The sequence below is a fragment of the Nocardia sp. NPDC058519 genome, assembly GCF_042719755.1.
Lineage (GTDB): Bacteria > Actinomycetota > Actinomycetes > Mycobacteriales > Mycobacteriaceae > Nocardia.
This window is the reverse complement of the sequence record NZ_JBHXNK010000053.1, coordinates 1-24611: the sequence shown is the minus strand read 5'-3', so window position 1 is coordinate 24611 and position 24611 is coordinate 1. Positions and strand designations below refer to the sequence as shown.

Sequence of the window (24611 nt, the reverse complement as noted above, 5' to 3'; positions counted from 1 at the left end):
GCAGTCTCACATCGGCGCGATCACTCACGCACCGCTGCGGCAACCAACGCGGCACTGCCATCGGTGCCGCATCCCCTTGGAATCAATCATCTAGGATGCGGGCGACAGCAAACTCGGTGCGCGTCGCGATGTGCGCGGCACGCTCATGGGTCGCGAACGCCACGTCTTCGCCCCCGACTGAAGCTGCGAAGGTCTTGATGAATGCCTTCTGCGGGATGTTGGCGATCGAGTGGGCGGAGTGCAGCCCGTTCTGGAGCAGTGTCGACATCACGTCTGGCGTGATGCTCACCTGAAAGACACGCTGCAGCGTGCGGAGTTCCCTGGTCATCTCGACGTGTCGCGCGCCGGCGTGCTCGCGAATCTCTTCCCCGAAGTCGTCGACACGTGAGGTTGCGATGTCGAAGCGGAGGGTCTGGGTCAGGAAGCTGGCGACGGCGTTCGAGAGGTCATCCGACAGCGGCAGGCGGTGTTGCTCGGCCATTTTGGCGATCCGCCGCGTCGGAAATGCCGCATCGAGGGTGGTCCGTAGCGCCTTCGCATAGGCACGCACCCGCTCGCCCTCGCTTCCAGCGCTGTCGGGCGAGAAGGCCTCTGGCACCCCCACCCTCTCGATGGCAGCGATCCAGTCCTGCTCCTCGAACCCCACAAGGTCGTAGACGGAGCCGATCTTCCGCTCGACCTGGAGTTCGCGGACGAGCGGCTGATGGCAACCGGTCAGCGCTGTGAGCTGTTGAGTGAGGAGCAGGCGGGGGATAAGGTGCGGCAACTGCGCGAACTCCGGCTGGTCTTTCAGGTGCTGAGTCCAGAATGTTCGGAAGTCGCTCCCTTCGAAGGTGCTGATCGCCTGCAGGAACGATATGCGCTGCGACTCCTTCGGAAGCGCGGTCGCAAGCATCTCAAGTCGCGGACGCTTGAGCTCGCCGGGCTTGACGGACAGGATCTCCTTCACCGCCCGAGCGCGAAGGGCGTTCAGGAAGATGGCGACATCCGTCTCCGGCGTCGCGGCGATGATGTTGGCAGCGACGGCGCCATCCAGGGCCGCCACGAGTTCCGCGTCCCTGCGGCCGTAGATGGTGGTCCAGTCGAGAGGGATACCCTCCCGGCCAAGACCATAGAGAAGCTCGTGTGGCAGCGCCCTTGCGTCCCCTCGGAGTTGCTCGGCGCGCGCCGCGACCCGAAGATCGCCGTCGTCCAGTTCGAGCTCCTTGGCGACGAAGGAGATCTGGTCGGTGGAGCCGGCGATACCGGCTAACGTCGACCCGCTCTCGTTGAGGAAGGCGGTGAGACCGGACATAAGCACTTGATACTCGGTACAACCGTCGACGGCGGTCATCGTTACGTCGAGCCCGTCGCACAGCCCCTTGTCGGAATAATCCCCGGAATCGACCATCCGCGAGCGCCCAACGATCTGCGGGTCCGAACCGCCGTCGACGGCATAGACGACGACGTCGGCGGTCTTCCGCTCGGCGCGCCGGTACTGCCAGTCGTAGAACGTGACCTCGTACGCACCGCGCCCGTCGGAGAAGGTTTCGCCGAGGAACTCAAAACCCCCCGCCCTCGCCATCTCGCTAGTAGTACGGACCGTCTTGTAGGCAGCGACACCGCGCAGATCGAGGTCGAAAGCGAGCAACTGCTGGCGACGCTGTATCGAGCCGTCGGGCCTGCGAACGGTACCCTGCACAGTGAAAGCGCGGCTCGCGACAATGAGGCCACGGTCGCGCAGTTCAGACGTAATCGCCAGGCACGTCACGTCGTCGACGAGCATCGACTCGTCGATAACGACTTTTAGGCGCCGCTGAAGTTCTCGCACCTTGTCGCGGGTATCGGTCCCTGCGGTCCGCTCCGCAACCTCCTCCCGCGCCGCTGATAGTCCGAGGATGTCAAGAGTCTTGTGCAGCAACGTGACTTGAAATGCTGCCGCTTCGAGTGCGATGGGCTCGATGATTGCTTTCATGCGGTCCCCTTAGTAGGCGCTTATGAAGTCGAGGCCGGACTCAGACTTGAGGCCTGCAGGACGACGCCAGCTGAGCGCCGGTATCGGAACCTGCTGCAGGTCTGGCCCAGATAGATGCATGTTCTTCTCCGTTCGGACCGCCGCCTCGTTCAGGGATGCCGATCGGGGTCAATACTCGACCCGACGGTGGATTGGGGCATGCGTAGCGCACTACCTGTTTGCCTTTCCAGGAAGGACAATCGAATGCGAGTAGTGAGATACCCGTGACGCAGGGGCGCGGTTTGTGCCAGCGTCTGTTCCGAACCCCTCGGGCTACGGAAAGGCAGGCCTCATGCAACTACCGCGGATTCGATCTACTCAGTATTGGCGGCGACGCTACTCGCAACTTGGCGGAAGTCGAGCGCGAATCGGGTCGGCAATGTCTAGACCTCGCCGACCGGACTAACCGATGCCGCAGCGAGAAGCCACAGGTCTTGGAGGATCTGCGAACCCACCCGGCACGCCGTTCACGGTGTCAGCCCCGCAGGTAACCTTGCCCAAGGGCGGGGGAGCTATCCGAGGGATGGGGGAGAAGTTCGCCGCGAACCCGGTCACCGGCACCGGCTCGATGTCGGTGCCTATCGCCACCAGCCCGGGCCGCTCGGGTTTCGGCCCGCAGCTCTCGCTGTCCTACGACTCCGGTTCGGGCAACGGCCACTTCGGCTTCGGGTGGAGCTTGTCGCTGCCGTCGATCACGCGCAAGACTGACAAAGGCCTGCCGCAGTATTTCGACGCCGTCGATTCCGATGTCTTCATCCTCTCGGGTGCGGAAGATCTGGTGCCAGACTATCGGCGAGACCCGGAGGGCACCTGGGTCGCCAGCCACAGTGGTTTTCAGCGTGACGCGGACGGCTTCTGGGTGCGGGATTCATCCGGTCGCCTCGTCGTGCACGAAGATGAACTCGACGGCTACCGCGTGCGGCGTTATCGGCCGCGCATCGAAGGGCTCTTCGCCCGCATCGAACGCTGGAGCAAGATCGGCTCACCCGGCGATGTCCATTGGCGTTCGATCTCTAAGGACAACATCCTCACACTATATGGCTATGACACGAATTCGCGCATTGCCGACCCGCTCGACGCCAGCCGCATCTTTTCATGGCTGATCTGCGAATCACGCGATGACAAGGGCAATGGCATTCGCTATCTCTACAAGAGCGAGGATGGCGACTGCCAGCTCCGGCCAGGTCAACCCGATCCGTTCAGCCAGGTCCACCAGCGCAACCGGGGCCTCGCCTCCGATTCGCGCCGCACCGCGGATCGCTACTTGCAGCGTGTGCTGTACGGCAATAAAACGCCGCTGCTCGATGCCCAGGGACGGCGCCCCCGGGACCTGAGCGACCTGCCAAATCCGCCGTCGGACACCGACCCCGACTGGTTGTTCGAAGTGCGATTCGACTACGGGGAGTTGGACGAGGCCAACCCGACGGGCCAGCCAGAGAAGCCCTGGCTCTATCGCCCGGATGCCTTCTCTAGCTACCGCGCGGGTTTCGAGGTGCGCACATGCCGCCGATCTGAGCGGGTGCTGATGCTGCACCACATCCCTGATAGCCCGGGGGGCTCGGGCCGGGCGGCGCAACCCGGCTACCGGGGCGTGGTTCGCAGCACCGAATTCACCTACGACGACGAGATCGACCCTGATATTGCCTCCCGGCCCGTCTACAGCTTCCTGAAGCAGGTGGTGCAAACGGGATGGAAGCAGGAAGGCGAATCGACCGCACGCCGCAGCCTGCCGCCAGTGGAGTTCACATACAGCGTGCCCATCGTGCAGGAGGTCGTCGAAGAGGTTGACCCGGCGAGCCTGGAGAACCTACCCATCGGCCTGGACGGCAGCGCATACCACTGGACCGACCTGCACGGCGAAGGTATCCCCGGCATCCTCACCGAGCAGGCTGGCGTCTGGTTCTATAAGCGCAACTGGAGCCCGATTCCGCAGACGCAGACCGACGGCAGCGAGGCCGTCAAAGCCCGGTTCGCCCCGCTCGAAACCGTTGCTCTCAAGCCCAACGCGGCCCTGAATACCGGCGCAGAATTCATGGATCTGGCCGGTGACGGACAGCCCGACGTCGTCGTCATGGAAGGCCCAACACCCGGTCTGTACGAACATGACGGAGACGAGGGCTGGCAGCCCTTCCGCCCCTTTACCTCGCGCCTGAATCGCGACTTTCGCGACCCCAACCTCAAGTTCGTCGACCTCGACGGTGACGGCCGTGCCGACGTGCTGATCACCGAGAACGAAGCGCTCGTTTGGCATGCCTCGCTCGCCGAAGATGGCTTCGGCCCGGCCCTTCGTGTAGCTCAGGCACTAGAGGAGGAGAAAGGCCCACGGATCGTATTCGCCGACGGCACCCAATCCATCTATCTGGCCGACCTCTCCGGCGATGGCCTGACCGACATCGTTCGCATCCGCAACGGCGAAGTTTGTTACTGGCCTAACCTCGGCTATGGCCGGTTCGGCGCCAAGGTGACGATGGACAACTCGCCTTGGTTCGACAACCCCGACAAGTTCGACCACAAGCGCATCCGCCTGGCCGACATCGACGGTAGTGGCACCACCGACATCATCTACCTGCACCGCGATGGCGTGCGCCTGCACTTCAACCAGTCCGGCAATGGGTGGAGTCGGCCGCAGACGCTGCAAGTGTTCCCGCGCGTCGACGACCTCGTGAGCATCGTGCCCACCGATCTTCTCGGCAACGGCACCGCCTGCCTGGTCTGGTCGTCGCGCCTGCCGGGCGATGACCAGTCGCCGATGCGCTACGTCAACCTGATGGGCGGCTCGAAGCCCCATCTGCTGGTCATGGCCGTCAACAACCTCGGTGCCGAAACCCGTGTCGACTACGCGCCATCGACCAAGTTCTATCTGCAGGACAAACAGGCCGGGAAGCCCTGGATCACGTGCATGCCGTTCCCAGTGCACGTCGTCGAGCGCGTCGAAACCTGGGACTACATCAGCCGCAACCGCTTCGTCACCCGCTACGCCTACCACCACGGCTACTTCGACGGCGAGGAGCGCGAGTTCCGCGGCTTCGGCATGGTCGAGCAGTGGGACACCGAGCAGTTCTCGGCCCTTGCCAACGGAGCAATGCCGTCCGACAACATCGATGCGGCCACCCATCTTCCGCCGGTTCATACCAAGACCTGGTTCCACACCGGCGTTTACCTTGGTCGACAGCATGTGTCCAACTACTTCGCCGGCCTGCTGAACACGACTGACCCAGGCGAGTACTTCCGTGAACCCGGCCTCACCGATGCGCAAGCCCGCGCACGGCTTTTGGCGGACACGGAGCTTCCCCAGGGGCTCACGCTCGAAGAAGAGCGCGAAGCCTGCCGTGCCCTCAAGGGCTCGATGCTGCGCCAAGAGGTCTATGCCGACGACGCCCACCATCCCGGCGCCACGCAGGCGCAGATCGAGCGCGCACGCAGACCCTACACCGTCACCGAACAGAACTTCACCATCCGCCCGCTCCAGCCACGGGGTTCGAACCACCACGCCGTGTTCAGCACCCATGCGCGCGAGGCACTCAACTACCACTACGAGCGCAACCCCACCGATCCGCGCATCCAGCACGCGCTGACACTGGAAGTCGACGACTACGGCAACGTGCTCAAACAAGCCGCCATCGGCTACGGCCGCCGCGTCTCGCCGTTGTCAGAGCAGTGGGATCGTGACCGGCAAACCACGACGCTGCTCACCTTCACCGAAAACCGCGTCACCAATGCCATCGACTCACCCGACACGCGCCGCAACCCGCTCCCATGCGAGGCGATTACGTTCGAATTGACCGGATACCCAATCACCAGCCCAGTCGGCCGCTACGACGCCTCGGACTTTGTCGAATCCGACCCCGCAGCGCCGGCACGCTTACGCCACAAGTTCACCGCCCCGGAAGTCTTGTACGAAGCCGCCGCCTCCGGCAACCAGCGCCGCCGCCCCATCGAGCTAATGCGCACCCTTTACCGGCGCGACGATTTGACCGGCCTCCTGCCGCTCGGGGAACTGCAACCGCTTGCCATGCCCGGCGAAAGCTACAAGCTCGCTTTCACCCCCGGCCTGCTCACCCAACTTTTCCAGCGTCCGCGCCAGGGCCAGGCCCCCGAGCCGCTGCTGCCCGATCCCGCAGTTGTACTCGGAGGCCAAACCGGCAACATGGGTGGCTATCTGCAAAGCCAGACACTGAAGGCCGACGGCCGCTTCCCTGCGAGTGACGCCGACGACCACTGGTGGCTTCCTTCGGGACAATCGTTCTTCAACCCGAACCCCTCCGACAACGCAGCAACTGAATCGGCGCAAGCCCGGCAGCACTTCTACCTGCAGCGCCGCTACCGCGACCCCTTCGGACAGCACGCCGTCGTCGACTTCGACGCCCACGACCTGCTGATAGCCGAAACCCGCGACGCGCTCAACAACCGGGTCACCGCGGACGCCAACGACTACCGCGTGTTGCAGCCGCGCCTGGTCAGCGACCCCAACCGCAACCGGTCCGAAGTCGCCTTCGACACGCTCGGCATGGTGGTCGGCACCGCCGTAATGGGCAAACCGTTGTCCGCACCGGCGGAGGGCGACTCGCTCACCAGCTTCGTCACCGATCTCACGCAAGCCCAGCTCAACGGTTTCTTCGACGCCGCCGACCCGCACGCGACCGCGGCACCGCTGCTCAACGGCGCCACGACGCGCATTGTCTACGACCTCGACCGCTTCCAGCGCACCCAGCAGGCAAATCCCAATACCCCGGAGCAGTGGCAATCCGCCTGCGCCGCCACGCTCGCCCGCGAAGCCCACGTCAACGCCTCGCTGCCGCCGCAGGGTTTGAAGATCCAGCTCAGCTTCAGCTATTCCGACGGCTTCGGCCGCGAGATCCAGCAGAAGATCCAGGCCGAGCCTGGGCCGGTACCGCAACGCGACGCGGCCGGCAAGATCATCGTCGGTGCTGACGGAGAGCCGCTGATGACACCGAATAGCGTGAGTCCGCGCTGGGTCGGCAGCGGCTGGACCGTACACAACAACAAGGGCAAGCCGGTCCGCCAATACGAGCCTTTCTTCACCGACACCCACCGCTTCGAGCTGGACGTGCGCATCGGTGTCAGCCCCGTGCTGTTCTACGATCCGGCCGAGCGCGTCATCGCCATACTGCACCCGAACCACACCTACGAAAAGGTGGTGTTCGACCCCTGGCAGCAGACGACTTACGACGGCAACGACACCTGCGCCGCGCGTGACGCACAGACCGGCGTCCCGCGCCCCGACCCCGACATCGGCGGCTATGTCGAGGAATACTTCAAGACCCAACCCGTGACTTGGCAGACCTGGCATGCCCAGCGCATCGGCAACGCATTGGGCACCGACGAGCGCAACGCCGCCGAGCGTGCCGCAGCGCACGCAGACACTCCCACCACCGTGCATTTCGATGCACTGGGTCGCCCCTTCCTGACAGTCGCGCGCAACCGCGTCGTCTGCGTCGGCCACGACCTGAACGGCACCGAAGAGAGCCTCACCACCCACGTCGACCTGGACATCGAAGGCAACCAGCGAGCCGTGCGCGACGCCATCCGGCAGGCCGGCGACCCGTTCGGCCGCATTGTCATGCGCTACGGCTACGACATGATGGGCAACCGCATCCACCAACTCAGCATGGAAGCCGGCGTGCGCTGGATGCTCAACGACGTGGCTGGCAAGCCCATTCGCGCCTGGGACAGCCGCGGCCACAACTTCACGACGAAGTACGACTTGCTGCGCCGCCCGGTCGAACAGACGGTGCGGGGCACCTTCAGCGACGCCGATCCGCTCAAACCCAACTCCGACCCGCGCACGCTGAACCGCGACATCCTGGTCGATAAGATCGAATACGGCGAGCCACCTCTCAACGCCACGCCGGCCGAAGAAACAGAGGCGCAGCGCCTCAACCTGCGCACCCGCATCCTCCGACACTCCGATTCTGCAGGCATCGCCACCAACGCACGGCTCGACGCCAGCGGCAACCCGACCGAGGCCTACGACTTCAAGGGCAACCTGCTGCGCAGCACGCGACAACTCTCCAGCCAGTACACCGCCATCCCGGACTGGCTGCTGAACCCTCAACTCGACACCGAAACCTTCGAAGGCAGCACGCTCTACGACGCGCTCAACCGCCCCATTCAGTCCATCGCCCCGCGCAGCAGCCTGAACCCTCCCGGGCGTCTCAACAAATTCAACGTCATCCAGCCCGTGTTCAACGAGGCCAACCTGCTGGAGCGGGTGGACGTCTGGCTGGAGCGCGCCGCCGAACCGGCCGGCCCGCTCGACCCGGCCGCCGAGCCTCCATCGCCGGTCGGCGTGGCCGACATCGACTACGACGCCAAGGGCCAGCGCACACTCATCGACTACAAGACCCGCGACGCCACGGTCATCCGCACCACCTACGCCTACGACCGCAAGACCTTTCGACTGACGGACTTGTACACACGCCGGGGCGTGGATCCCGACACGGCGCAAGGCGTGGCTTTCACCGACGACTGCGAGAACCCGAACCCACCGCCGACCACCATCACCGCGCCTGTGCCACCGCCCGCAGGCAAGGACTGCGGCTTGCAGAACCTGCACTACACCTTCGACCCCGCCGGCAACATCACCCACATCCGTGACGATTCGCAGCAGACCGTCTACTTCCGTAACCAGCGCGTCGAGCCGAGCAACGACTACATCTACGACGCGCTCTATCAACTGATCCAGGCCAACGGTCGCGAGCACCTAGGGCAAGCGGGCGGCGCGCCGATCCCGCACTCGCCCGACGACGCCGGCCGTGTCGGGCTGCTGCACCCCGGCGACGCCAACGCCATGGGCACCTACACCGAGCGCTATGTGTATGACGCGGTCGGCAACTTCCTGCAGATGCAGCACCGCGGTAGTGACCCGGCGCATCCGGGCTGGACACGCGCGTACACCTACGCCGAAGCCAGCCTGACCGAGCCGGGCAAGCAGAGCAACCGTCTGAGCAGCACGCAGGTGGGCAACGGCGTCGCGGCCGTACCCGAAACCTACCTGCACGACGCCCACGGCAACATGCTGCGCATGCCCCACCTGGGAGGCGGCGGTGCAGGGCCGAACATGCACTGGGACTACAAGGACCAGTTGCGCCAGGTCGACAAGGGCGGCGGCGGCGAGGCCTTCTACATCTACGACGCCTCAGGCCAACGCGTACGCAAGGTGTGGGAGAAGGCGCCAGGCCTCACAGAAGAGCACATCTACCTCGGCGGCTTCGAGATCTTCCGCAAGCATGACGGTCCAATCGGCGCCAACACCTCCATACTGGAGCGTGAAACGCTGCATGTGATGGACGACAAGCAGCGCATTGCGCTTGTCGAGACGCGCACGCTCGACACCGCAGGCAACGATCCAACGCCTCGGCAACTGATCCGCTACCAGTTCGGGAATCACCTCGGATCAGCCAGTCTGGAGCTTGATGAGCAGGCGAAAATCATCTCTTACGAAGAATATGCGCCTTACGGCAGCTCGACTTATCAGGCAGTGCGGAGCCAGACCGAGACTGCGAAGCGGTACCGGTATACCGGGAAAGAGCGGGATAGTGAGAGCGGCTTGTATTATCACGGAGCACGGTATTGCGCGGCGTGGTTGGGCAGATGGACGAACTGCGATCCAATTGGCATTACAGACGGTCCTTGCGTCTATGTGTACTGCGGCGCGAATCCAATTCGACTCCACGATCCTTCAGGGAAGAACGGCGCGCCGCCCCTACCAGGAATGATTGGCAACGACCCTGCGGTCGGGAAACTGTGGGAGCAAGCGGTCGTCGAGACCCTGGGCCGACGTTTCAAGGCTAGCACCTACAAAGAGGTTAAAGAGGGATTTCAGGCTGAGTTGAGCAAACGAATCGCGGCCAAGGGGCTGGGATCCAACAGAAAATCAGGCACGGGAATAGAATATGCGCGCAATAGCTACTCAGCCGTTCGAGCCCGTTTCGGGAAGCTTGCTGCAGCGGCCGGGATTGATCTGAAGGGGTTGCAGGTTCATCACACATTCGACGATCTGGCACCGAACCCAGCAAGTGCACTGGATACCACGAACCTTAGCTTCCAGAGAGGGAACGCTAAGACAATGGGCTCGGGTCACAAATTCGCTCACGAGGTCCATGCCGCCGCAGTGGCGCGCATCAAGAACCCGGGCCAGCATGTGCGTGCAGACTGGAATGCCCGCGGAATCGGAACAGGCAACGTGCCCGATCTCTCGAATCCACATCCCGAAGCTGCCATACCTGACAAGACGCCCACCTTGGACTCGCATGCCGGCAAAGCTGCGAAGGCCGAATCGCGGCTACTGAAGTCTGGCGAGGAGATTGGCGAGAAGGCGCTCAAGGAATCAGAAAAAGGTCTGAAGGCAGCTGGAAAGCTGGCGAAGGCCGGTCGCCATTTCATCGCCGCGATTCCATTCGCTGGAATCGTGCTTGGTCAAGCATCCGCAGCTCACGCAGCTAGCACCGGCGACTATACCGGTGCAGCCCTAGATGAGGCGGGTTTCATACCCGTGGTGGGAGATTTGCTCGATGCTGCTCGCGGCGGCGTGGCACTCGGAGAGGCACTCGAGGAAGGGCTTGGGATCAGCGATACTGCAGCTGAACATGGGGAGCGATTCGAGAAGGCGGCCAAGTTCGTTGGCTTGGGAGAGGACGCTTCAAGATTCGTAGGTGCAACAGGGGCTGCTCTAAGCTCCATAACCGTAGCGCCGTCCATAGCGCTGCAAAGAACCGTCGCTGGGTGGTTCGAGTAAGCCTCGACCCCGAGAAATTCTTCATCAGCCTGATAGATTTCTTCTCCATCCTGCTGTCAGCCGCGCTGCTCACCCGGCTGCTGAGGGGGCAAAGGGGTCCGGTCGTGCTGGGGATCGCTACGCCGCACTCGCCCATGCGTGCAAGCCGAGACCACCTTCCTGTTCATGAGCGATCTCTTCGGCCACCTGGTCTTCCTGCGAGACACCTGGCAGGACGAGTTCTACGACTTGAGTTTCCCCCGTGGCTCTGAGCGTCATCTCCAGCACGGTTTCGGCGTGGATCCCAGCACGGTCGGCGTGTCGGCGATAGCGATGCGCGCCAATTCCGGCGTGGTGCAGGCTCCCTCGGCGTAACAGTGGTGAGCGCGAGGCGTGCGCTCATGGCGAGACAGTCGAAAAACGAGCTGTACGCGGCGATCCGCCGCGATCTTCGTGGGGGCCTGGCGAAGTTGGCGATCCAACGCAAGTATCGCGTCGGCCACGAGACGATCGACAATGCGATCGTGTCCGCATGGCCGACCGAACGCAAGCAGTACCCGGTACGCGATCCAAACTCGACCCACACAAGCCGGTGATCGACGAGATCCTGCGTGCCGATCTGGACGCGCCTCGCAAGCAACGCCATACCGCGACACGGGTCTACCGCCGATGGGACTGCTGCACGATCTGGTGACAGCGGTCACCTACTCGTGCAGCAGTCCCGTCGGAGCAGATCCGGCCGCTCCGGCGCGGTGCTGACCGCGCGCCTGGGTCTTCGACATCGGTTGTGGTGCTTTAATTCAGGAGTGTTCTTGTGAGAGAAGATTATTGGCATGGTGGGTGCGATTAATGCATACGTGGCGGGTGATGGTGGCGAGTAGGCTCGGTCCATGATGGGCGCGGGCGGCAACACGGATACCGACGTGATTGTGGCTGTTTCGGGCGGTGATGGGATCGCAGGTACGGAATCGCTGATCGCCTGGTTGCGTCAGGAGCCCGAACTGCGTGGCAGGATCCACGCTGTGTCGAGCGAGCCCGGCGACGGAGAGATGGGGTCTGTCGTCGACGTTGCGACTGTTGCCGTGGGTGCCGGCGGGGCAGTGTCGATGCTAGCGATGTCGTTGAAGACCTGGCTCGCGCAGCCGCGTCGCTCGGATGTCTCGATCGAGATCCGCCACCCAGACGGTCGGTCGGTCGTTATTGACGCCAAACGCGTAGACGATGTCGACGCGCTACTCAACACCGTACTCGACTCGACGAATGACACTGTGAATTAAAGGATTCCCCCGTGATGCGGTTGCCGAACCGTGCGACATCGTGGGCGGTGATTATTGGAATCGACCGCTACGAACATCTTCCGTGCTTGACCGGTGTCCACGCCGGAGCCCAGGCGTTGGCCGAGATTATGACCGATCCTGTGCTCGGTTGCCTTGAACGCCAGCAATGCACACTGCTACCCGAGGACGCATCCCCTGTTCGGATCGGGGACGCAATCGCCCACGCGGCCGACAACGCTCGGGATCTGTTGCTGATCTACTTCGCCGGTCATGGCGTACTTGGCCCACGCCGCGGCGAACTCCACCTCGCAGTTGCCGACACTCATCCACAGCGGCCCGGAATGGGCGGCATCCCCTTTGACGCGGTCCGCGATCTATATATCGACAGCCCGGCCGCTGCTCGGGTCATCATCCTCGACTGCTGCTATTCCGGCCGCGCGCTGGGCATCAATCAGTCGCCTGAAGGCCCGGCCATCCTGAACGAGATCGTCGCTGAAGGAACAGCGGTGCTCACTTCGGCACCGCCCAACGGGATCTCCAAGAAACTCGATGCCGAAACCTATCCGGCCTACACCCATCGGCTCATCCGATTACTGCGCGAGGGAATCCCAGCAGCAGGGCCTCTGCTCACGTTGCCTGTGCTGCACCGGAGTTTGTGCCGCGAACTAGTCGCCGCAGGTCTTCGCCAGCCACAGGCTGATCTCAACCCACTGCTCGACCAACTGGCACTCCTGCGCAATCGTGCCGAACCGACAGTACCGCCGTTGGAGATGGAGCTAATCGAGGCCATCGAGACAGATCAGCTCACCGTTTACTACCAGCCCGACGTCAAACTGAGAACCGCCGAAATCGTCGGAGTCGAAGCGCTCGTCCGATGGAACCACCCCACCCGGGGCATTCTACCGGCCATGGAGTTCGTCCTCGTAGCAGAGCGGACGGGTCTGGCGAATCGACTCGGCTGGTGGGTCATCCGGCGTGCATGCACCGACTTCGCCGGCTGGCATGCCGGGATCGGTGCGGGACTGATGTTGCGTATCAATGTCTCCCCGCCACTGCTCGATGAACCGGACTTCGTCGAGGACCTCGGCGTGACACTGGCTCAGGCGGGACTCCCTGCAGCGACGATCTGTCTCGAGATCGTCGAAAGTGAACACACTGACTTCGACGCGACCGTAGCTACCGTTCGAGCACTCAAACAGCTGGGGGTACGGGTCGCCATCGGCAGTTTCGGCACCTACAACAGCTCGTTGTCGATGATCCAGCGTTTGCCCGTGGACTCGCTGGAGATCGATCGCAGCTTCGTCCAGGGACTGTCCAGTAGGGGCGACGACATCACGATTGTGCGGGCCATCATCGCCATGGCACACAGCTTCGGACTCGGTGTGTCCGCTACTGGCATCGAAACGGCTGCTGTCGCTGCTACTTTGATCGACCTGGGGTGTGATCGGGGACAAGGATTTCTCTACAGCCCGCCCGTTCCCAGAGATGAGATGACAGCGCTCATCATCACCGGATCCATTGGCTGACAATGTGCATCCGTTCTTGACCGCCAACCTTCGGAGCGCGTCACGTCGTTGCGATGTCGAGGCTGCTTGGTCGTGGGCGGGGCTGGGGTCACTCCGACCACACAGGTATCGTCAGCCCGATCGACGAAGTTGTCCGCAGATGCAGACTTGAAGGCGGGTACCATTCGCAACGAGCGGGAAGTGCAGCACGGACGCCGCGGCGGGTACGACATCCAGTTCAAGATTCACGACAACACCGTCTTCGAGAAAGTTCGCGACGATGTCCGGGAGTACTGCTGATAGAGAACTCGTCATACGGCCTCGACATGGTGATCGAGCCCGGAGAATGCCCCTGCATCCTCTCGATTCCTCTGCCAGATGGCCGGTTCCAGGAGGTATCCGGAGATATCGAGTTGGTCGGCGGCCGTCGCCCTGTCAGCGCTCGTTGAAAATCGGATCTGGCCCAATTTCCGTGAGCCGCCGGCCGGGCCGTTCAGTCGCTCAACAGGATTCGCTTCCTCAGTAGGTCTGGGTTCGCTCGGCCGAACATCTGTCGTTTCAGCATCTTGATGCGGTTGACGTGGCCTTCGACGGCTCCGCTGCTCCAGGGCAGCGTGAAGCCGGCAGTGACGGCATCTTGGTCGCGGCGCAGACCACGAACGAAGGAGTGCAGCGCCGGGTGGTCATCGGAATCAACTGCAGCCATCCATCTTTCGAGATCTCGTCCGCGGCGCTCGCCCATGATCGCGGCGAACTCGCGAACGTGTGCGACCAGTGACGCCAATTCCGGGCTGACGGACACGATCGCATCGAGGCGCGCTTGATCGTCGGAGTCGATGTTGTCGGGGTTGGTCATGATCCAGGCGGTGACCCGGCGGACTGCCGGAGGTTTGGGTGCAGGCTTGGGGATGCGGGCGGTCGTGCGGAAGGAATGCAGGTATGCCCGCACGATCTTCTCGCTGCCCCGGAAGCCACGCTTCTGGATCTCCTCGAACAGTCTCGTGGCGTTAGTGTGGCCTTCGTTCCAACGTTGATGCAGGTAGGGCTTGTAATCGTCGAGGATGCTCCGTCGGTATCCGGTTCGATTGTTGACCAGCAGCTCGTCCGGTGATTCGGCATGAGCGAAGCGGCGTGCGGTGCCGCGCGCCAATCCCAACTCGATACCGATGCCGCGCAGACTGCGGCCTTCGGCAAGCAACGTATGGACCGCGGCGTAGCGCTGGCGGGTGCGGACCGCGACCCGGTCCTGTCTGAGTTGCGGTTCGACGGGCCCACCATGCAGATCGGCCGCGACATCGACGATGTCGGGTCGTTGAGGCACGCTGACCTGTGGATTTGTGGCAGTCAGGGCAGTCCGATGTCGTGCGACGGTGCGTTCAACTGCATCGCCGAGGTTGTGCCAAATGTGCCACCGATCAGCGACCTGGATCGCGTCAGGTGCACCTTTGGTGGCGCCTTCGGCGTAGGCACCGGCCCGGTCGCGGCAGATGATTTCGACACCGGGATGCGCCTGTAACCACGCCGCCAGGGTGGCGGCGGTGCGGTCGGTGAGTACGTCGATAGGACGCCGGGTCTGCATGTCGATCAGGATCGTGCCGTAGCGGTGACCGCGGCGTAGGGCGAAGTCGTCGACACCCAACACGCGCGGTGTCGCCTGTATGGGGTCGGGCAGCGCCCGGATCTGGCGTAGCAACGTCATCCGGCTAACGGACGCGGCCAGGTGGCCGGTCAAGCGTGCGCCAGCTCGCCCGCCCAGGGCCAGCGCGACCGCGCGCAGTACACGCTGTAGCAGCAGCGTTCGTCGTCCGTAACGGGCCGCGAGCTGCGGCACTAGCTCGGCGAAAGCCGTTTTCCCGCAGTCGGAATAGTCGCAAAATAGCCGTCGGACCTGCAGTTCGATCACGACCTCGCGTCCGGTGATCGCGGTGTCCGCCAGTCGTCGACTGTAGCGGCTGTGGACTCGTCGTGACCGTGTCGCGCAACCCGGGCAGGCGGCTGGTTCATCGCGGGTCGCCGCCTCGATCCTCACCGTGGACCCAACAACTCGAACCTCCCTGATCACCAGGCTGTCGAGATGCGGGAACAGGACGCCCATCGGTCCAAGATCAAAACACCAGCCACATGATCAACTATCAAGCGCCCCTGTGCATCTCGTGGTGGTCAATCACGGAGTCTGTGCCAGAACCGGTTTTCAACGAGCGCTGACACTCCGGAGGATGCCGTCGCGTTGGCGCAGTGGCTTCAGCATGCGACAGACCCATCTACTGGCAACGAACACACAAGTGCGCGAATGAGTTTCATCGAACCGAACTTGACCTTCTCTTACGTCACGACTGAGGCGAGCCTGGTAGATCTGAGCATCGGTCTGGATTTGGAGTTCTCGCCGCCGTGGCAACGGCATACCCGGGCGGACAAACCGTTCGTCATCTCGTGTCGGGTCGATGCCGAGTCCTTGTCGGCCGCGGCGGACGATTGGACCGCCGAGATCGGCTCGTATCCGCCTTGAGGGAGGCGCCTGAGTACGGTACACACTCTTTTGCCGCTTACCGCGCTCTCGGTGATCGGCATGGAACCTGGGCTCTTACTGTAGGCATCGTTGGCTGAATGTGGGCACATCCGTGCTTGCTGAGGACGGGCCGATCGAAGCAACCGATGAAGGTTGTCGAGCTGCGTGCCCGTCATACTGGCTCGGTGATCGTCTTCGCCTGCACCGAGTGCGAGCACCCTCTCACTGGCGATCTCCAAGAATCGCAGTGCTTCGAGACCGGCGATAACCTGTCCGACCACCGAATCGCTGACCCCCTAGTTGCGCAAGGCACCTATGCGATCAACTACGACTCCACGCAGTTCATTTTGCATCCTGACGACGCGCCCGGAACGGTTCGCCATCCCGATTCCAAGCGGCGCAACGGCTGCTGCGGGCTCGACGGCCAGGACGGCCCCAACCTCGTCTGTGCAGGCTGCGGTATCGATGTGGCTACCAAGGAATCGGACTGCTGGACCGACAACTACGTAGCCCTGATCGCCGCCGCTGTAGTGCCCAATCGTGTTCGCCGATAAGGATCGCGTCCGTGCGAACACCGACAGCCCGTCCGGCCATATCGAACCTGCGGCCTTCTGCTCCGGAGGCACATTAAGCCAGGGCGGGGGTGTCGGTTGTGAGGCAAAACGGGGCGTTCATGTCTGCCTCTGTCCGCCCGAAACTGCCCCTGTTGTTCACCAGGACGGGAGAGAGACAACAACGTCGCCGCTCCCATCTGCGGATCAGTCTTCGACCACATCGCTACCACCGAGTCGGTCGGAGCATCCTGAAATGTCGAATATCGCGCACGTTCCGGTCCGGTTGCGGAGGACCGTCGGATCGATACGCTGTCGCGGTGAAAGAGATGTTGGGAAACGGTGATGGCTGTGAACTGCCTGCCATCGCTGTCTACTGGCTCAGCGACGATCCGCAACCGGGCATCATCCTGGTCGAGTTGGTAGACGTACACGGCCGACCTCACCAACTGGTCGATAAGACCGCATACTTCGGCGGAGAACTGCTTCCCGCATCGACATATCCATGCCCCACCACGATCCAGTGCACCATCGAGGAGATCGACGACATAGCTACCGTCAGCACATGGTGGCTATCCGGCGGCCCCGACGATGTGCCGTTCGTCTTCGACGTAGGACTGGACACCCTCAGTCCGACTGACCGCCTACCGCCGCCCAAGCGTCCGGTCTAGGGGGAATCAACATCGGCTCACGCCGCTTACAGGTCGGTTCCGTCGGCCGAGCCGCGGTCAGCCGTACGCACCGCAATGCCGATTTCAAGTTTGTTCCTGTCGCGGAGACTGAGCATCATGGGGCCATGCTTCAGCTCGAGGAAGGCCAGGAACCACACGTAGGCGTGGCAGAGATCGTTACCCCCGTCGGTACCGTCGTCTTCACGACCCGCCTCGGGCAAACGGTGGCTGGAGGAAGAACCTCTGCATGGCAGCTGCCCTCGGGAGCCACCGTTTACAGATGGAATAAGCAGAATGCGACTGTCGACCTCATTGTCGGCCGGATCCTCCGCCGACGGCACTACGTTGATCGTGCAGTGACAGCCCTCTGGGTGGTCGTATGGCAGATTCATGCAACCGCGACCACTCCCGAACTCGAATTACGTGCTCAGATAACGGGTATGCCTGCCGACGCGGATGTCGCGCCGGACTGTGGTGAGCACCTCGATGCGCTCACAGTCGACTCACCGGCCACCACGCTGTCGATGGGCGGGCCGGACCTGGAATTGCTGTACGCCCATGCTCGAATCGGTCGGCACCTTCCGCAGCGATGGACACAGCATTTGGCGCCCACCTGGGCGCACAACACCACACCGTTCTCGGTCGGCATCAGCAATCCAGGGCAGTTGACCTGGCGACTCCCCAGCCTCGAATCCGGTGAATCCCTCGGGCTCTGTGCAGCCATTGCATGGCGGCCGACAAGTGGCTACGTCGACAACGTCGACACCTGGTTGCTGGTGGACTATCCGATCGACGACGCTCTCGAACAACTGCTGGTGGCCTAGCGCCCTCGCTGGGCAGCGAGATGGTCGAGACTCTGATCTCCAGGTCCAGAACCTACTGACATCAGCGTAAGACGTTCTGTATCGCACCCACTCGTGCTGACTTCAGCCAGCACCAGTGAGCGCCAATGCCGCTTATCGAGCGGTCACGAACGTCCGCTTCTGCCGATGAGTGAGTGCTCAAACCGCGTCGGAGGACCGAGTAACGATGATCGCACCCGTTGCGCGTAGAGCGCCCCATATTCGATGCACTCAGTCATGTAGGACGCTGTTTCGAACACGGTGCTGACCTCGCGCATGCATGCGCCGACCTCAGGCTGGTCTGACCGAAGAGAGGACTGCCGGATATTGCTACAGCAGCCATGGGGCTCCGGCTTCCCGCTGCCACGTCCAGTGCCAAGCCACCTGTGGCCACTGCTTCTTCACCGCTGTACGTCGCTTCGCGAATGCCGCCAGCGCCAGCTCGATCGCCGCAGCGAGTTCGTCGCCCACCCCACTGCCCGGCACCGGGATATGCACCATCAGATGCTGCGTGTCTTGAACCAGAACAAGATCGCCCTCCGGTGAACATCCCAGCAGTGTGAAGTTCTTCAATACGCTGAACGGCCTGACCTCTGTGGCGACCTTTGCCAGCAGCGTTCCATGGCTGTCCCATACGTACAGACCGTATCGGTTCAGATGGTAGACGCGCCCACGCGCCGGATCAATCGACAGGCGGTAGCACTCGCCGGTGAACGGGCTGTCCTGCCAATCATCCATACCTTCGAGCCGGCCCAGGACCTTGCCCTCATCGTCCATGAGCGCGAAAGTGAATGCGTTGCCGCGGCTCCCACCGCGGAATGTTCCCGAGAACAACGGCACAACGAAACGGTCGTCCGCGAGTGGCTCTGGCACACCGAGGAAGCGCCCCTTCCGTCCTCTGTATAACGAGTCCCACTGGGTCATCACCGAATCCGCGAAACCTAGTGGTCGATGACCCATTCCCACCGGCTGCCCCTGGAACAGCACATATGGCCGGGTATCGAGATCGGCCTGCTGATGATTCGGCTGTTGGTCCATGGAGGCGACTGCTCGCAGTACCGGCCGCTGCTCTGGCCGTAGCGCGTCATCGGTCACCGCCACCAGGTTGGGTGCGAAACCGCCGTAACCATTCGTCCCGTACTCCTCGACCAGGCATAGCAGCCGCCCGCTAGGGGTTACCCGGATCCGGGTTGCGAACTGGTTCCCGACTGTGTACTCCTCAAACGAATTTCGAGATGAATCGGTCGTGTATTCCCCGATGATCCGCGTGAGATCCGCGTCCACCAGATATGTCGCGTCGTGCCGTCCGCTCAGCGCAACGGTGCCTGCTGGCAGCACCGTCAGCCGAAGATCCCAGGCATCTCCGAACTCTGAATGCTTCTTGCGCCCGGGAAATACCGCCAGCTCGACCGGCACCCCGTCTTCCCTCGCTGTGTACCGAGCCACCAGATTGAAGCTGAACGACTGTTCGGCGGGATCGACCGCCTCGTCTCCGCCCTCTTTGTAACGGCTCAGGCGTGACAGCACATACATGTCACCGTCACTCGAAAACCCCACGTCATCATGTGTATACGCCCACCCCGCCGAGTAGGCAGCTGCGAGATCGATCGCATAGGTTTCCACTAGATCCGCTGGCAATACCAGGGGCACCGTCCACACCATGCGGCTGATCATGCCGCGTATCACTGACATACACACGCGGGCCCGGGTTGCAGGTTGTAGGACATACGCCGAATTGGACTGTGCACCAAGCGCAATCGGAACGAGCTGAACAGTCAGGTAGCCTCGCGTGAGCGGATCTGCGTTGGTTCTAGACGCCTGTGATCGCGTCAGGATGCCTGCGCGATGGTCTGATGCGACGCAGCTTCTGACATACGGAATCGCCGCTGAGCACTGCTCCGTATTCGAACAGTCGAATCCGGTGAAGACACGCCCGCTCATCAGCGTAGGACGTTTTGGTGCGCACTAGTTCACCCTGACTTCGGTCAGCGCGAGTGACCGATATACCGCGACCCGCAGGTTCGCGCACGCACTGTCATGCCGACGGGCGCTCGATGACGAACGTCCGCTTCTGCCGAGACCGTCAGGGTCGGCGTTCCGTATAGCTGCAGGAAGTAGCTCAGCTTGCATCGCTGGACGTGACCGATATCGTTCCGACGGTGGAGGATGCAGCCGAGTTGGATCGGCGTCGACGTTGGTATGACGGGTGGTTGCACGAATGGGATGTATCGCTGCTGATCGAGCTCGGGCATCTCGAGGAGGTCACGCGGCTGGCCGGGCAAGGCGACTGGTTCTGCGCACACGGTCTGGCGGCCGTGCAACACCGCAACGGTCAGCACGACGCGGCGATCGAGGTATTGCGGCCGTTCGCCCAGACCGGCTGGTGGACAGCGATAAAGGCCGTCGCCACAATATTGGCCGACTGCAGTCGCACGGACGAGGCTCTTGCGCTGTGTGATTCCAAGGTCGTCAACGGTGATCGCGACGCCATCGAGTATTCGGCGAGGCTGCTGGCCGACATCGGGCGCGCCGGTGAGGCATTCGATCTGCTGCGGCATGGTGTCGATGACTGGTTGCATGCGCGGGCGCTGGTTGAGATCAGTGTGGGGTTGGGTCGCGACGAAGAAGTCACCCGGTTGCTACGCGAGGCCATCGACCGGCTTCGGCGGCCCGGTGCGGGGTTCGACGGAATTGTCTTGCACGTCGAGCTGTTGGCGGTGGTGCTCGAGCGGCAAGGACTGGTCGATGAGGCTGTTGCGCTGCTGAGCGAGGACCTGTGTTCCAGCAACATCATTGAACAGTTGATCGTGGTGCTGATCCGTGATCAGCGTTACGAGGAGTTGGGTGAACTGCTGGCAGGACGCGCCGATGCTCGAGAAATCTGCCATGTGGTCGAGCACCTGCCCGAAGATGTCGACGTGGATCGAGTGGCTTCGGCTATCCGTGCGATGCCCGACCCCGAGAATTGTCATGCGGCATACCATCCACACGCCGCACTGGGACAGTTGCTGCTTCGTGCGGGCCGGATCGGCGAAGGGCTGGTAGAGCTGCGTAAGGCTGTGAATCCTTTGGATGTTGTTTCCCTGCAGTTCTTTTGGACGCTGCTTCTCGACCTTGGAAGTCCGGACGAAGCGTTGGCGCTGATCGATGACTGCGCCGTCATGGCGGGCGACATGACGTGGGAGCTACTGGTCGAACGCGCCGGGTTGCTCGACCGCTGCGGCCGCACCGTGCAGGCGATCGAAGAGTTGCGGGTTCGTCCGGAAGTCGGGGAGCCGGAGGGTGCAGCGTATCTGTCCGACTTGCTGGTCTCGGTCGGGCGTCTCGACGAGGCGATTGCGGTGGTGGAACCAGGTTTTCGTCTCGGGAACAACATCGATGTGATGGCGAGATTGATGATTCGTCAGGGGCGAGTCACGGAAGGCACGCAGCTGTTGTGCCGAGTTGCGCCTGTGGCGGGTTGGTCCTGACTCGCGGTTGTCTGCGGTGCTGGGTTGCAGGCATCCGGGCGACTTCTATCCGCCCGCGCTTTGGCTGCAGCCCCAATGCACTCTCATCAGCGAAGACGTTTCAGAGCACGCTGATCAGCGCTGACTTTAGTCAGCACAAGTGCGCGATAATGCCGCCTACCGCGCGACCGGCCAGCCTCTCCGACACTTGCAAATGCCGGCTGCGCACAGCCTTGATCGGCTTACCGGCGGGACTGGGCGAGGAATTCTGAGGTGTTCTTTACGCTGCGTAGACGACGTGGAGTACGTAGCGTGCACACCTGGCCGGGGTGAGATGTTCGTTACACTCCTCAACCAGAGGGTGGGAGGGAGGCAACGGGACTGCTGCACGATCCGGTGACAGCGTTGACCTGTTCGTGCAGCAGTCCCTCCCGCCCTCTGAATCGCGCTCATCGACCACCCAGACGGTGACGCGGTGGACGAGTTCCGTGCGCCCTGCTTCGAAGCAGTCCGGGCGATCGCAATCCCTTCGAGCAGGCCGAGTCCGACATCGCCACCACACTGCTTGGGCAACCAGCCTCGGATCCGGATCGCTAACTCAGGATGATAGGGCGGCACCAGTGACATCGCTGTTGCCGGCGTGCGGCCGAATTCCCTTGGCCCACTGTGGCTGTTCAAGTGCGTCTGCGTGATGAGATAGCACCATGACGGAGTACCTTGAGCTTGAAGAGCAGTGGGCTGTGATCGGTCCCATCGGCGACACGCCAGGAATGAGTTCCGTGTTAGAGGTCGAGCGGGACGGCAAACGTGCGGTCGTCAAGAAGGTAGCCAAACGGCCAGGTGGCGGCAACAGGGATCTGTTGGCGCAAGATCTCCATGAGTGCCGCAACGTCCTGCGCTTTGATGAGATCTTCGACGCCGGTACCGAGTTCTGGCTGCGGATGCCCAAAGCCGAGGGATCGCTCAATGCACACCTGCAGGCACGCGGAAAGCTCGATGAATCCGAGGCCATAGAGGCTCTAACCGATGTCGCGACTGCGCTCGTAGACCTGGGCAGCATCGTGGTTCACCGTGATGTCAAGCCGCAGAACATTCTTCGGTACCAGGGCGCGTGGTGCCTGGCGGACTTCGGGATCGCGCGGTACACCGACGACGACACTCAGACGTACACCTATAAACACGCCGGGTCTCGCCCATGGCAGGCACCGGAGCGGTGGGTCGGCGAACGGGCAACAATCAAGTCCGATGTGTACTCGCTGGGCGTAGTAGCGTTCCAACTCGTGACCGGCAACCTCCCCTTCGAAGGGCCGGACCTTTATGAGCAGCACCGCAACACTGCACCTCCACCGCCCAACTGCTCTCCGCTGCTCAGCTCACTGATCGTGCGAATGTTGGCCAAAGCACCCGAAGCTCGCCCAGCACCTGCAAAAATTCTGGATGAACTCGCTGCTGCTAGCCGCGTGGTTGCGTCCCCTGCAATGAGTAAAATTCTCGCGCTGTCAAACAGTGAGGTACTCAAGCAGTCACAGGTCGATGCCGCCGCGGCAAGCGCGAGAACCAAGCAGGAACGCAGACGACAACTGGCGCAGTCGGCGCTTCTGATCGCCCATGAGTGGATCAATCCGATATACGAGGCACTGGACACTCTGCCTGGAGTTACGAAAGAAAGCACCGGAGGAAAAACGACGTACCAGCTCGGGTCAGGAAGGCTAGTACTCCAAGGCCCCACAGAGGCCACCCACCAGTATGACGTGATGCCGTTCGATGTGGTCTGCGCAGGAACGATTCGTGTGGAGATCACAGGAAGAGGGTTCGCGCAGGGCTGGAGAGGCAGAGAACACAGTCTTTGGTTCTGCGATGCCCAGGTTGAAGGCGAGTACCACTGGTTCGAGACCGCTTTCTACCGAATCGGATCGGGCACAGTAGTTGAGCCGTACGCAATCTCACCGTCTGAGCGAGATGCCGGGCTCGCGTTGTCTCGGGTAATGCACACAGAACAAGTAGCTTGGCCGCCCTCTGGTATGAGCGGTGAAGGTGGGGAGCAGTTCGTCGAACGCTGGCTCGGTTGGTTTGCCGATGCGGGCCAAGGAACTCTCAGGCGGCCGATGATGCTGCCTGAAGGAAGCGGTGTCTGGCGAAATTGAGGTGGGCTCTGCACCTTCGGGATTGCGGTGCCTTCCGACCCTGATGTCACATTGGTCGGGCATGCGCCCAAGCGTAAGCCCAGCTGACATGCCGAAATTCCGTGCAACGCGAGCTGATCCGCTGGCCTGAACCTGCATCGTCCGTGAACGTCAACTCGGGTTTCCAACCCGACTGGACGAGTGGTATCCGATAACAGCATCAAAGGAGTGTGTAATCGATATCTCACCCCAGCGAGCGGGGCCGACTCTGCACTACCAAGGCCCTGAGCAGCTTGCGCGATCAGCGGCATGAGCGGATGTTGCTGGGCGGAACCTTCCGCCGATGCCGCAACAGAGTTCCCGACCGACGTCGAGTCAGGCCTACGTCCAACAAACGATCGTTGGCCAAACGATCGTTGGCGAGACATTCGGGCCGCTGCGGATCCCCGCAGATCGGTTTCGGCTCTGGCCTGGGCCGGTCAGCCGGGATTGACCTCGGAATTCTCCGTCCCGCAGCTGTCTTCGCAGCGATGGCACCCGCGAGGGATGGCGAGCCGTGGCGTCGGGGGATTCGAGGACGAGGATCACTACGTCGGCGTGCTGATGGAGATCCACATCGGCGACTTCCGAGCCGCACCGGCGAATGCGAAACGGCAGCCGACACCATCCGCGCATACCGCGCGCGAAGGCGCGGGTGTGGTGTTGATGGGGTGCTTGTAAGAGCCGTTGCCGGTCAGGGCCCGGTATTGGTACTACAACCACGCCACAACTCCGCAGGGCGTCGGTAGAGTCTCAGAACTGGCGAGGGACTTGTCCTCATGGGATGGCCCCTCTTATCGTAGCGATGAAGTCATCTCGGTTTGGGTCAAGTCCAAATGCGTGGTGTAACGGGATGATCCCCGCGTGACCGCAGTTGGTCAGGCGGTCAAAGCTTCAACCGAGTCTCCTTCCTGCCCG

Annotated in this window: 15 protein-coding genes; 12 read left to right on the top strand and 3 right to left on the bottom strand. The window is 62.5% G+C overall.

Annotated features, from left to right (window positions below):
- Nucleotides 1-82: 82 nt before the first annotated feature.
- Entirely contained in the window at nt 83-1954 is a 1872-nt protein-coding gene (locus tag ACFWPK_RS33690) for a hypothetical protein (RefSeq protein WP_378922781.1), read from the bottom strand.
- A gap of 562 nt (nt 1955-2516) precedes the next feature.
- Here ACFWPK_RS33690 and ACFWPK_RS33685 point away from each other — a divergent pair.
- The 5 genes from ACFWPK_RS33685 to ACFWPK_RS33665 all read left to right on the top strand — a co-directional run bounded on the left by ACFWPK_RS33685 (nt 2517) and on the right by ACFWPK_RS33665 (nt 13533).
- Nucleotides 2517-10751, top strand: coding sequence for a SpvB/TcaC N-terminal domain-containing protein (locus ACFWPK_RS33685; RefSeq protein WP_378922779.1), 8235 nt, complete (start codon nt 2517-2519; stop codon nt 10749-10751).
- Nucleotides 10752-10916: 165 nt separating this feature from the next.
- Nucleotides 10917-11105 carry a hypothetical protein gene (locus ACFWPK_RS33680; RefSeq protein WP_378922778.1) on the top strand — a complete coding sequence of 63 codons (189 nt, stop codon included), beginning with the start codon at nt 10917-10919 and terminating at the stop codon, nt 11103-11105.
- 157 nt (nt 11106-11262) lie between these two features.
- On the top strand, nt 11263-11424 hold the full coding sequence (locus ACFWPK_RS33675; protein WP_378922776.1) for a hypothetical protein: 162 nt from the start codon (nt 11263-11265) through the stop codon (nt 11422-11424).
- A gap of 196 nt (nt 11425-11620) precedes the next feature.
- Nucleotides 11621-12007 (top strand): hypothetical protein, encoded by a 387-nt coding sequence (locus ACFWPK_RS33670; RefSeq protein WP_378922774.1) that lies wholly within the window; start codon nt 11621-11623, stop codon nt 12005-12007.
- Between the two features lie 14 nt (nt 12008-12021).
- Entirely contained in the window at nt 12022-13533 is a 1512-nt protein-coding gene (locus ACFWPK_RS33665; RefSeq protein ID WP_378922783.1) for an EAL domain-containing protein, read from the top strand.
- Nucleotides 13534-14005: 472 nt separating this feature from the next.
- On the opposite strand, the gene ACFWPK_RS33660 is transcribed toward ACFWPK_RS33665, so the two are convergent.
- Nucleotides 14006-15607 carry an ISL3 family transposase gene (locus tag ACFWPK_RS33660; protein WP_378922772.1) on the bottom strand — a complete coding sequence of 534 codons (1602 nt, stop codon included), beginning with the start codon at nt 15605-15607 and terminating at the stop codon, nt 14006-14008.
- A gap of 195 nt (nt 15608-15802) precedes the next feature.
- On the opposite strand from ACFWPK_RS33660, the gene ACFWPK_RS33655 reads away from it, so the two are divergent.
- From ACFWPK_RS33655 to ACFWPK_RS33640, 4 genes are all read left to right on the top strand, one after another.
- On the top strand, nt 15803-16018 hold the full coding sequence (locus ACFWPK_RS33655) for a hypothetical protein (protein ID WP_378922770.1): 216 nt from the start codon (nt 15803-15805) through the stop codon (nt 16016-16018).
- Between the two features lie 146 nt (nt 16019-16164).
- A complete protein-coding gene (locus ACFWPK_RS33650) occupies nt 16165-16572 on the top strand; it encodes a hypothetical protein (RefSeq protein WP_378922768.1) in 408 nt (135 codons plus the stop codon).
- A gap of 317 nt (nt 16573-16889) precedes the next feature.
- Entirely contained in the window at nt 16890-17240 is a 351-nt protein-coding gene (locus ACFWPK_RS33645; protein WP_378922766.1) for a hypothetical protein, read from the top strand.
- Between the two features lie 125 nt (nt 17241-17365).
- Nucleotides 17366-18064: a hypothetical protein gene (locus ACFWPK_RS33640; RefSeq protein WP_378922765.1), complete on the top strand. Its 699-nt coding sequence runs from the start codon at nt 17366-17368 to the stop codon at nt 18062-18064.
- A gap of 348 nt (nt 18065-18412) precedes the next feature.
- On the opposite strand, the gene ACFWPK_RS33635 is transcribed toward ACFWPK_RS33640, so the two are convergent.
- Nucleotides 18413-19756 carry a hypothetical protein gene (locus ACFWPK_RS33635; RefSeq protein WP_378922763.1) on the bottom strand — a complete coding sequence of 448 codons (1344 nt, stop codon included), beginning with the start codon at nt 19754-19756 and terminating at the stop codon, nt 18413-18415.
- 464 nt (nt 19757-20220) lie between these two features.
- Between ACFWPK_RS33635 and ACFWPK_RS33630 the strand changes: the two genes are divergently transcribed.
- The 3 genes from ACFWPK_RS33630 to ACFWPK_RS33620 all read left to right on the top strand — a co-directional run bounded on the left by ACFWPK_RS33630 (nt 20221) and on the right by ACFWPK_RS33620 (nt 24374).
- A complete protein-coding gene (locus ACFWPK_RS33630; RefSeq protein ID WP_378922761.1) occupies nt 20221-21552 on the top strand; it encodes a hypothetical protein in 1332 nt (443 codons plus the stop codon).
- 683 nt (nt 21553-22235) lie between these two features.
- Nucleotides 22236-23675 (top strand): serine/threonine-protein kinase, encoded by a 1440-nt coding sequence (locus ACFWPK_RS33625; protein WP_378922759.1) that lies wholly within the window; start codon nt 22236-22238, stop codon nt 23673-23675.
- A gap of 525 nt (nt 23676-24200) precedes the next feature.
- Nucleotides 24201-24374 (top strand): hypothetical protein, encoded by a 174-nt coding sequence (locus tag ACFWPK_RS33620; protein ID WP_378922758.1) that lies wholly within the window; start codon nt 24201-24203, stop codon nt 24372-24374.
- Nucleotides 24375-24611 lie beyond the last annotated feature (237 nt).

Coding starts and splice junctions, on each gene's coding strand:
- ACFWPK_RS33620 (WP_378922758.1), top strand. CDS start 24,201: ATGGCGAGCCGTGGCGTCGGGGGATTCGAGGACGAGGATCACTACGTC.
- ACFWPK_RS33675 (WP_378922776.1), top strand. CDS start 11,263: ATGGCCGACCGAACGCAAGCAGTACCCGGTACGCGATCCAAACTCGAC.
- ACFWPK_RS33640 (WP_378922765.1), top strand. CDS start 17,366: ATGCTTCAGCTCGAGGAAGGCCAGGAACCACACGTAGGCGTGGCAGAG.
- ACFWPK_RS33655 (WP_378922770.1), top strand. CDS start 15,803: ATGAGTTTCATCGAACCGAACTTGACCTTCTCTTACGTCACGACTGAG.
- ACFWPK_RS33690 (WP_378922781.1), bottom strand. CDS start 1,954: ATGAAAGCAATCATCGAGCCCATCGCACTCGAAGCGGCAGCATTTCAA.
- ACFWPK_RS33660 (WP_378922772.1), bottom strand. CDS start 15,607: ATGGGCGTCCTGTTCCCGCATCTCGACAGCCTGGTGATCAGGGAGGTT.
- ACFWPK_RS33625 (WP_378922759.1), top strand. CDS start 22,236: ATGACGGAGTACCTTGAGCTTGAAGAGCAGTGGGCTGTGATCGGTCCC.
- ACFWPK_RS33680 (WP_378922778.1), top strand. CDS start 10,917: ATGAGCGATCTCTTCGGCCACCTGGTCTTCCTGCGAGACACCTGGCAG.
- ACFWPK_RS33685 (WP_378922779.1), top strand. CDS start 2,517: ATGGGGGAGAAGTTCGCCGCGAACCCGGTCACCGGCACCGGCTCGATG.
- ACFWPK_RS33665 (WP_378922783.1), top strand. CDS start 12,022: ATGCGGTTGCCGAACCGTGCGACATCGTGGGCGGTGATTATTGGAATC.
- ACFWPK_RS33650 (WP_378922768.1), top strand. CDS start 16,165: ATGAAGGTTGTCGAGCTGCGTGCCCGTCATACTGGCTCGGTGATCGTC.
- ACFWPK_RS33635 (WP_378922763.1), bottom strand. CDS start 19,756: ATGATCAGCCGCATGGTGTGGACGGTGCCCCTGGTATTGCCAGCGGAT.
- ACFWPK_RS33670 (WP_378922774.1), top strand. CDS start 11,621: ATGATGGGCGCGGGCGGCAACACGGATACCGACGTGATTGTGGCTGTT.